Raw genomic sequence first — 9,172 nt, forward strand, 5'->3', positions numbered from 1 at the left:
CATATAATGCGTCTGAACCGCCGCCGACATATAATGCGTCTGAACCGCCGCCGACGCTCCATAGCGTAGGTAGGAGAGTCCCACCGTTAATGTTTGCAGCTCGGGCGTATTCATCGTAAAGACGAGCGGCCTCAAATACTCGTTCCACGCCCCGCAGAACGTGAACAACGCTCCCACTCCGAGACCCGGTCTAAGGAGCGGTAAAATAATTTTCCAAAAGATGCCTGCATTAGAACAGCCGTCAATCCGTGCCGCTTCATCCAGCTCTCTGGATATTCCTTTCAGGAAACTAAGCAGGATGAAAAAAATATAAGCGTGCCCGCTGATTAATATCAAAATAACGCCCCATAARGAGGTATGCAAATGCAGCTTGATCATCAGCTCGTATTGGGGGCGAATGACGACCGCACCTATCGAGATAAACATCGTCGATGCTTGTATCGCCACGAACAAAGCTTTGCCCGGAAAATTCATCCGTTCTACAACATAAGCAGCCATCGAAGCGACGATAAGCGTACCGATCGTTGTCATGCCGCTAAGCATGAGACTGTTCCAAGTAAAGCGGGAAAAGTTCGCTTGCACCCACGCCTCCGCATAATTTTCAAAATGCCACACCGATGGCAAAATGTTGCCGCCCGTAGCGATCTCTGCATTCGACATAAATGAACCAAACAACGTTACGATTATGGGAAACAAGATCAGGAGCGCCGTTGCAAGCAAGAAAATCCAGAGCAGCAGCTGCCCGCCTAATTTCCCTGTGCGAAGCGGTTTTCGTTTCTGGATCGTTTGAACATGGGGTATAACTTCCGTCTTCATAGCATCCTCCCTCATTGCATTTTATTCATGCGATTAGACAGCAGATGGTAGACAAGCGTAATGATGCCTACAATTACGGCTGTAGTGAAGCCGACTGCGCTTCCGTAGCCGAACTGCTGGTCAACGACCGCACCGGAGGAAGGCGTAGGGAAAAATAGCTTATATACGTATAAATACATAACTTCAGTTTTTCCAATCGGGCCGCCCTCGGTCAGTACCATAATCGTTTCATAACCTTTAAGCGAGTTGATAATTGCCAGCATAATGACGATTTGCAGAACAGGTCCAAGCATCGGAATCGTCAAATACCAAAACTGCTGTCTTTTGTTTGCACCGTCTAGTGAAGCACTCTCATACACATCATTTGGAATATTCTGGAGTCCGGCCAAGAACAACAGCATATAGTTGCCCACAGCGCCCCAGATGGCAATAATAATCGTAGTCATCATTGCGTTTTTGGGTCCAAGCCAGTCAATCCGCTCGGAGATAATATGGAACTTAAGCAAATACTGATTCAACACCCCGTTATACGAATTAAAAATAATAAAGAACACGACAGCCATAACCGCGGAGCTGATGACCGTTGGCATAAAATAGATCGCACGAAGTACATTGCGGCCTTTAAGCTTCTGGTTCAAAATAACGGCTAGCAGCAGGCATAGCGGTATTGTCACAATCAGCTTGCCGCCCGCATAAATGAACGTATTCACTACGGAGTCCCAGTACTGGCTATCAGCAAGCAGCCTGCGGAAGTTGTACAAGCCGGTAAATCTAGCTTCGCCGTAGCCTTTATAATCAAAAAACATATACCGGATAGCCCAGCCTAGCGGATAGATGCCTAGTACAACCGTTAGCAGCAGGCTTGGAAATAAAAAAAGATAAGAAAAACTCATTTGACGCGCTTTGTTCATCGTTTCCACTCCCGTACACTCTGTCTTAGGGGAAAGCAAAGGGTGGAGTCTGCACTCCACCCCGCATTGCTGTTCCTATAGTTAAGCCGTTATTTCGCACCCAGCTTCGTTGGATCAAAATCTGGTTTTGCTGCCGTGGTCACATCGCCGCTAGCAATCGCTTTATCAAGCGCCGCATTGTACCTTGTGTTCAGATCCTGAATGATCGCATCCAGATCCCCGCCGCCCAGCATATATTTAAAGAATGCATCATTGTACTTAATGCCCTCAATCGTAACAGCCGGACTTAATGGCCATGTAGCATCGTTGTCGCTTGGCAGGAAACCATCAATGCCATTGATGTCCGGTTTCGCGGCAACTGCCGAAATTGAAGGTACCATCGAGATGCCAAAGCCTTTTTCATGATACGTTTTCAAAATTTCATCGCCGTACATATATTCCATGAACTTCCACGCCGCTTCTTGGTTTTTGGAGAAGCTGCTTAGCGCCAGCCATTGGCCGCCAAGGAACGAGCTTGCACCTTTGACTGTTCCATCAATTGTTGGCACAGGTGCCGCAGCCCAATCGATTTTCGCTGGGAATTGGTTTTTGTATACACCCGGCTCGGAAGAGAAGGAAAGGTACATGCCTAGCTTGCCTTCCGCAAACTGCGCGCGCAGCGGATCGGTATCAAGCGACTCCATACCCGGCAGCGTGCTTCCGTCGTCATACATTTGTTTGAAGGATTGAATAATGTCTTTGAAGCCTGCAAAGTCGTATTTTCCGGTTTTAAAATCATATCCGAAGCCGCCGTAACCGCTCACTTCAGCAATGACACGTGCAGAGCGGCCAAACGCGCTATCCGCATTTTTGAAGTTTTGCGCGAAGCCGTAAGCACCCTCTGCCTTGCCGACAGCCGTTATTTTCTTGGCTGCGTCGACCATTTCCGCAAGGTTTGTTGGAGGAGCGGCAATGCCTGCTTTGGCAAACAGGTCCTTGTTGTACACTAGCCTTAATGTCGAGCCATAGTTCGGCAGGCTGTACATTTTGCCATCAATTTGGTTAAAGTCCTGAATGACCGGGAACTGCTCCTTCATCTTGTCTGTCAGCATCGCATCAATCGGTGCAAGATAACCCTTAGTTACATAAGTCTTGATCGTATTCTCCTTCACTCTGAACACATCAGGCCCTTGTCCGGAAGCAAACGCCAAGTCGATTGCCTGATCGTAATCATCCGTCTTGACGACCATTTCCACCTCGATGTTGTCCGTATTCGTGTCATTAAAGCTTTGAACAACCTCCTTGATATAGTCCATATCGTGGCGATCTCCGGTCCAATACACGATTTTTGTTTTTTTGCCGCTTTTCGCTGGTGTTGTTGCGCCGTCCGATTCCGCAGGCTTGTTGGAAGCTCCGCTCTCCTCCCCTGGCGAATTGTTGTTTGTGCTTCCGCAGGCTGCCAGAGATAAGGCAAGAAATGAGCTCAGCACGATCGTTCCGAGTTTTTTGTACATTGGTGATCCTCCCTTTGTAGGTGAAACCGTTTGCTTGCTTCTTAACTATAAGAGATCAGACCCACATAGGTAATGTGGCTACCTTGCGAATAAGGGCAGATATTTCATGATTATCAAAACCTTGCTTCTACGGCTTCGGTGACCTGCCTAAGGAGATTTCCTTAAACTCGGTCGGCGTAAGGCCGGTCTGCTTTTTGAATACCTCGCTGAAATAGCGCCTGTGTTCATAGCCAAGCTCCTGCGCGATTTCCTGCACTTGAAAGTCCTCGATTAGCATCGATTTCGCCCGTTCGATTTTGACCTGCGTGACGAATTGCTGGAAGGTCGTTCCCGACACTTTCTTGAATAGATTGGAATAATAGCCCCAGCTTAAATTCGCCTGCCTTGCGCAATGCTCCAAAGTTAGGTCAAGCTGCAAATGTGTTTTAATATAATCGATCGATCTATATATAATTTTTTGTGATTCGCTTGCCCTCTCCTTATCGATCAGCCTGCATCCGATTTCGCAAAGCTCAGTCAACCATTGCCTATAATCCTGCAGCGACGAACGGCTTCCCCGTCTCGCCTCCTGCACCTTCGACTCAAACTCCTTCAGGTTGCTGCGTGGGAACTTCTCCAGCAGCACCCTGAGCATTCTAAGGGATAGGCCGTGAAAGAGATGCTCGACATCGCTAGGCTCGGGGAGCACGGAGGAGCTTTGCATTTCATCAAAAATGGAAGCAAGCCACTCTAATGTCTTCTCCTTATTGCCCGAGCGAAAACCGAATAAAAATTCATTTTCACTCTCTGTCGTATAAATCCATCCAGCGGCGCTGTCCTGCGCTTCTTGCTGGGAGCTAAATGCGCCATTTCCCCCGGTATAGAAATGATAAGACAAGGCGCTGAGCGCTTGCTGATAACTCTTCGGGAGCTCACGCACACTCCCCGCCTCCATCCCGATGCCGATGGAAATAGTAAACTTCGTGTAGCTGGCGATATTTTCGCAGCAGGAATCAGCAATCCGCATCAAATGATCCCCGGGCTGCCCCTGCATAATGCAGACGTAGCGGTTAAGCGCCTCCCGGAAGATAACCGCCGATGTATGCTCCTTGATCGTCTCCTCGACGATATTTTGCAGGGAGAAACGCGCCAGCTCCAGCTCTTTCACAACCAAGCCGCCATATTTGTCAGTAAACTGGTCAATTTGAATTACCATGACCGCAAGCGGAGCCTGCAAAGGCGGCAGATCTAGAAATCCCCACCACTGTGAAATATCCGCCTCCTCGGTCTGATGATGGACAAGCAGTGACATATACTCCTGCCGCAGCGCAGGCAGGCTTTCCTTAATCTTCTTCTCCAGCCCAATGACATGCGAACGTTCCCGTTTGTCTTGCTCCGATGCTTCTTTCGCCTTTAATACAACTTTGATAATATCCTCGATTGAAAAAGGCTTTTTCACATAATCAAGCGCCCCGTACTGGATCGCTTTTTTCGCATATTCAAAATCGGTGTAAGCGCTCAAAATAATAATTTTGCTATGAGGCAGCATTTCCACAATACTTCGTGTCATTTCTAGCCCGTCCATCTTCGGCATTCGAATATCGGTCAAAATTATGTCCGGCGACGTTTGCTTAATAACCGCAAGCCCCTCCTCGCCATTCGTGGCGCTGCCGACCACCTCGATCCCATGCTCCGCCCAAGGGATTTTGTGCTTCAGCATATCTACTACACTTCGAATATCGTCTACAATGCACAATTTGACCGGTTGACTCATGTTACCCCATCCCTTCCGTCTGCTTCGGAATCCAAATTTCAATCCGGGCTCCGCCACTATCATTATTGCTTATGATCATGCGCTGCTGGTCGCCGTAGTACAGCTGGAGCCGATGATAAATATTGCGGAGAGCATATCCCTCATCCATCGTCGTTGGATGAATAATCGAAGCCATGAGCTGCTCGGGAATGAGCCCCGTCCCATTATCCTCTACCGTCAAATGCAGCCAGTCCTCATCCAATTGCGCATTAATATAAATTTCACCACCTGATTCACGATCTTGAAAACCATGCAAAATGCTATTTTCTACAAGTGGCTGAATGACGACTTTTGGAATTCCGCAGGCAAGCAGCTCCGGATGCACCTCGATATGGCAAACGAACAGCTCCTCGTAAGAAATCTGCTGAATGGCTAAATATTGGCGCACATGATCAAGCTCATCCTCCAGCGTAATCAAGTCTCTCCCCCCGCTGAGGCTAAGCTGAAACATTTGGGATAAAGCCAGAATCATCTCATTAACGTCCTTGTTCTCGCCAAGCACTGATTTGCAATAGATCGTATTCAGCGTATTGTAAAAAAAATGAGGGTCCATCTGTGCGGAAAGCGCCTTGATCTCGGCCTTTCGCTTCTCACTCTCCCGTACCTTGACATCTTCAATCAGCTGCTTGATTTCGTCCAACATCCGATTAAAGCGAAACCCCACCTGGGATACCTCATCCTTGTATTCGCTTTCGAAACGCACATTCAAATCATTTTCTTCCACCCGTTTCATCAGCCTTTGGAGACTGAACAATGGTTTTAACAATAAATAGATCATGTTGTTCGCTATGAATAATGACAGCACCATCAACCCAAGTATGACGTAGATCGTTGCTTTCTTGATGCCGTTCAGTTTCGCTAGCAGGTCGCTCTTCGACTGGATACCAACAATCATCCAATCATCCTTTACTTCCAGCCTTGCGTAGTTCACCAGATATTCCTTTTTCCTGTCCTTATAAAAAAACGAGCCCATCATTTCTGCGGTCAACTGCTTCGTGAACGCCGAGTGCTTTGTCAACTGGTTCTCCTGACTCGATCGATTATCTAAATTCACATCTTCGCCCTCTGAATCTACAAAATAATACTGTTTCTCTGCTGTCGACAGATTTTCCATGAACAGCTCATACAAATCATCTTGCTTCACATTAATGACCACATAAACATCCGATCGCTTCTCGCCCAGCTCATTGACTCCCTCCACAACAAGGGAAATCACATCTTGTTTATCCATAAAGAAGGCATCCTTATGCCCTTTCGTCCAAAAGCCCCGCTTTATTTCCTTGAAATGCGTATACAAATCCGAATTATAAAATGAGTTTGCCGTGTCCCGGACATTGGACGTATGATAATAATCGCCGATCGGCGAAGCAATCAAAATGCTGTCAATCATCGAGTCATTGAATTTCACCTGCGAGAAAACACCTTGAAGTGAGGTCCATGTATTGTAATAGTGGTCTCGGTCATTGTTTTGTGCATCGGTCATCACCTGCTTGAACGGGTCGCTGAACATAAGCGCACGAACGGCAATACCAATGTTCTTAAGCCGTTCATTTACGATTTGAGCAGATTGGTTGACCGTATCCTGACTCGTTTTGAGCGCATTCCTCTGTATTTCCTTCGAAGCGATCCAGTAGGCAATACCTCCTGTTGCTGTAAGGCCAAACATGATTAAAACAACGAAGGTCAGCCATATTCTGTGCTTGAGCGAAAGAGAATAATATAATTTTTTAACAAACGCTCCCCAATTTTTTTTGCTGAACATCATCATTCACCTCTCATCGCCTAAGTGGGCTTAGGCACACTCTTCTTTATTATAATGGAAGTTAAAATAGCTAAACATGCGGCAAAGTAAGGGATGAGGGCAGAATTCTAAAGATTTTAACATTGCGTTTGCAATATAAAATGGTTCGGAATAACAAAAAACCTCAACCCCTGTAATGAGGTTAAGGCTTTTGGACGTACTTTACTAGATATTTAAATCAATGCCCATCTGATCTAAGCTTTTGAACAGATATCCTTGCCGGCGAGCCTCGTCTATAATTCTGCCGAGCGCCTCAGTATTGTCTTTGGAAACGGAATGCAGCAGGATGATCGCTCCGGGATGGAGCTGCTTAACAACCTCGTTATACGCATATTGTGATCCTCTTTGCGCATTCACATCCCAGTCCTTGTACGCCACTGACCAAAATACATTCGTATAGCCGAATTGTTTGCTAGCGGCAAGCATCCGTTCGCTGAATATGCCTCTTGGTGGCCTCAGATACTTCATTTCCTTCTGGCCGGTCAGCGTTTCTACATGCTCCTTGACCTTATCGAGCTCCGTTTTGATGCTTGATTCTGAGAGGGTCGACATATCCGGGTGACTCCAAGAATGGTTGCCTACAATATGCCCCTCCAGCACCATCCGCTTTAAAAGTTCCGGCTGATCTTTGACATAATGTCCCGTTACAAAAAAGACCGCTGGTACTTGTTTATCTTTTAATACATCAAGGATACGCGGTGTATAGCCATTCTCGTAGCCGTTATCGAAAGTAAGATATAGCTCCTTTTGCGTTGTATCCCCTAGGAACAAAGCCCCGTGCTTCGTTACGATTTCTTTAAAGCCCTCCTCATCGATCGAAGGCAGACGCCCCTCCACGCTTTTCTTAAACCCGAAGTGGAATACTCCTGGCTGCCCATATGCAGCTGCTGGACTTATTAAGCCCCATAAGATCGCAATAAGCATGACAGCGACTCTAACCCTTTGCTTCAACAGTAAAGCCTCCTTATTCAATGAAGTGATTGCACTTCATCCGCATATTGCGTTTATATTTCCCCATAAACACATAAAAAAACCGCTATTCCCATAAGTCCTGTAGACTTTGAGAATAGCGGTTTATGTTGTCAATCATTCTGTTAAAAGATGGTCGGGACGACACGATTTGAACATGCGACCCCCTGGTCCCAAACCAGGTGCTCTACCAAGCTGAGCTACGTCCCGAGAAAAGATGGTGCCGTCGAGAGGACTTGAACCCCCAACCTACTGATTACAAGTCAGTTGCTCTACCAGTTGAGCTACAACGGCACATCGATTATGTCCACCAATGCTGGTGGTTTTTGATGCTTGCTTGGCATAACCAAGAGGCATCTTAAGAAAAATGGTGCCGTCGAGAGGACTTGAACCCCCAACCTACTGATTACAAGTCAGTTGCTCTACCAGTTGAGCTACAACGGCGTAACGGTTATGTCTACCTTTGCAGGTAGTTTTGATGCTTGCCTGGCAACAACCAAGGAGCATCTAAAGAAAAAATGGTGCCGTCGAGAGGACTTGAACCCCCAACCTACTGATTACAAGTCAGTTGCTCTACCAGTTGAGCTACAACGGCATATGGATTTTTTTCACCATTTAAAGGTGTTTTGGTTGCGGGGGCAGGATTTGAACCTGCGGCCTTCGGGTTATGAGCCCGACGAGCTACCGGGCTGCTCCACCCCGCGTCATTTTGAAAGAAAAAATATGGTGACCCGTAGGGGACTCGAACCCCTGTTACCTCCGTGAAAGGGAGGTGTCTTAACCACTTGACCAACGGGCCTAGAAAAATTGGAACGGAGAGAGAGGGATTCGAACCCTCGCACCACTTACGCAGTCTAACCCCTTAGCAGAGGGTCCCCTTGAGCCACTTGGGTATCTCTCCAAACTTGGCTCCCCGAACAGGACTCGAACCTGTGACAACTCGATTAACAGTCGAGTGCTCTACCAACTGAGCTATCAGGGAAAATATGGTGGGCCTTAGTGGACTCGAACCACCGACCTCACCCTTATCAGGGGTGCGCTCTAACCAGCTGAGCTAAAGGCCCTAAGCATAAACATAAATCTTATGTAAGATCAATTGTTTATAATCAGGTAATCAAATTGCGCCCTGAAAACTGGATACGAAAGATTAGGCTTGCTGAAGCCTTTTWWGCTGCTGTCTACTGGATGTATGGGTCACAGTAAACGTGTTTAGGATAAGCCCTCGACCGATTAGTATTCGTCAGCTACACACATTGCTGTGCTTCCACCCCGAACCTATCAACCTCGTCGTCTTCAAGGGGTCTTACATACTGGGAAATCTCATCTTGAGGGGGGCTTCACGCTTAGATGCTTTCAGCGCTTATCCCGTCCGTACTTGGCTACCCAGCGG

Annotated in this window: 6 protein-coding genes, 9 tRNA genes and 1 rRNA gene; all 16 read right to left on the reverse strand. The window is 47.1% G+C overall.

What is annotated here, in order from left to right; genetic code table 11:
- On the reverse strand, positions 1-816 hold an 816-nt coding region (locus tag AC1DSE_RS23850; protein WP_477528291.1), incomplete at its 3' end, for a carbohydrate ABC transporter permease.
- A gap of 11 nt (positions 817-827) precedes the next feature.
- Entirely contained in the window at positions 828-1,727 is a 900-nt protein-coding gene (locus AC1DSE_RS23855; protein WP_477512913.1) for a carbohydrate ABC transporter permease, read from the reverse strand.
- A gap of 89 nt (positions 1,728-1,816) precedes the next feature.
- Entirely contained in the window at positions 1,817-3,220 is a 1,404-nt protein-coding gene (locus AC1DSE_RS23860) for an ABC transporter substrate-binding protein (RefSeq protein ID WP_477528292.1), read from the reverse strand.
- Positions 3,221-3,347: 127 nt separating this feature from the next.
- The gene (locus tag AC1DSE_RS23865; RefSeq protein ID WP_477512911.1) at positions 3,348-4,973 is read right to left on the reverse strand and encodes a response regulator; all 1,626 of its coding nucleotides are present in this window, start codon (positions 4,971-4,973) and stop codon (positions 3,348-3,350) included.
- 1 nt (position 4,974) lies between these two features.
- Positions 4,975-6,780 (reverse strand): sensor histidine kinase, encoded by a 1,806-nt coding sequence (locus tag AC1DSE_RS23870; RefSeq protein WP_477512910.1) that lies wholly within the window; start codon positions 6,778-6,780, stop codon positions 4,975-4,977.
- A 198-nt stretch (positions 6,781-6,978) separates the two neighbouring features.
- On the reverse strand, positions 6,979-7,737 hold the full coding sequence (pdaA, locus tag AC1DSE_RS23875; RefSeq protein ID WP_179089892.1) for a delta-lactam-biosynthetic de-N-acetylase: 759 nt from the start codon (positions 7,735-7,737) through the stop codon (positions 6,979-6,981).
- A gap of 178 nt (positions 7,738-7,915) precedes the next feature.
- A tRNA-Pro gene (locus AC1DSE_RS23880) sits at positions 7,916-7,992 on the reverse strand.
- An 8-nt stretch (positions 7,993-8,000) separates the two neighbouring features.
- Positions 8,001-8,076: transfer RNA gene (locus AC1DSE_RS23885), tRNA-Thr, on the reverse strand.
- Positions 8,077-8,150: 74 nt separating this feature from the next.
- Positions 8,151-8,226, reverse strand: a tRNA-Thr gene (locus AC1DSE_RS23890).
- 75 nt (positions 8,227-8,301) lie between these two features.
- Positions 8,302-8,377, reverse strand: a tRNA-Thr gene (locus tag AC1DSE_RS23895).
- 32 nt (positions 8,378-8,409) lie between these two features.
- Positions 8,410-8,486 (reverse strand) — tRNA-Met (locus AC1DSE_RS23900).
- 20 nt (positions 8,487-8,506) lie between these two features.
- Positions 8,507-8,581: transfer RNA gene (locus AC1DSE_RS23905), tRNA-Glu, on the reverse strand.
- Between the two features lie 14 nt (positions 8,582-8,595).
- Positions 8,596-8,683 (reverse strand) — tRNA-Ser (locus AC1DSE_RS23910).
- Between the two features lie 5 nt (positions 8,684-8,688).
- Positions 8,689-8,764 (reverse strand) — tRNA-Asn (locus AC1DSE_RS23915).
- A 5-nt stretch (positions 8,765-8,769) separates the two neighbouring features.
- A tRNA-Ile gene (locus AC1DSE_RS23920) sits at positions 8,770-8,846 on the reverse strand.
- A gap of 146 nt (positions 8,847-8,992) precedes the next feature.
- A 23S ribosomal RNA gene (locus tag AC1DSE_RS23925) occupies positions 8,993-9,172 on the reverse strand; the annotation flags it as partial.

It is taken from the genome of Paenibacillus sp. 01L418, from assembly GCF_056400045.1.

What these genes read in the sequence shown, in the direction of transcription:
- AC1DSE_RS23855 (WP_477512913.1), bottom strand. Translation starts at nt 1,727, where the DNA reads ATGAACAAAGCGCGTCAAATGAGTTTTTCTTATCTTTTTTTATTTCCA.
- pdaA (WP_179089892.1), bottom strand. Translation starts at nt 7,737, where the DNA reads ATGCTTATTGCGATCTTATGGGGCTTAATAAGTCCAGCAGCTGCATAT.
- AC1DSE_RS23860 (WP_477528292.1), bottom strand. Translation starts at nt 3,220, where the DNA reads ATGTACAAAAAACTCGGAACGATCGTGCTGAGCTCATTTCTTGCCTTA.
- AC1DSE_RS23865 (WP_477512911.1), bottom strand. Translation starts at nt 4,973, where the DNA reads ATGAGTCAACCGGTCAAATTGTGCATTGTAGACGATATTCGAAGTGTA.
- AC1DSE_RS23870 (WP_477512910.1), bottom strand. Translation starts at nt 6,780, where the DNA reads ATGATGATGTTCAGCAAAAAAAATTGGGGAGCGTTTGTTAAAAAATTA.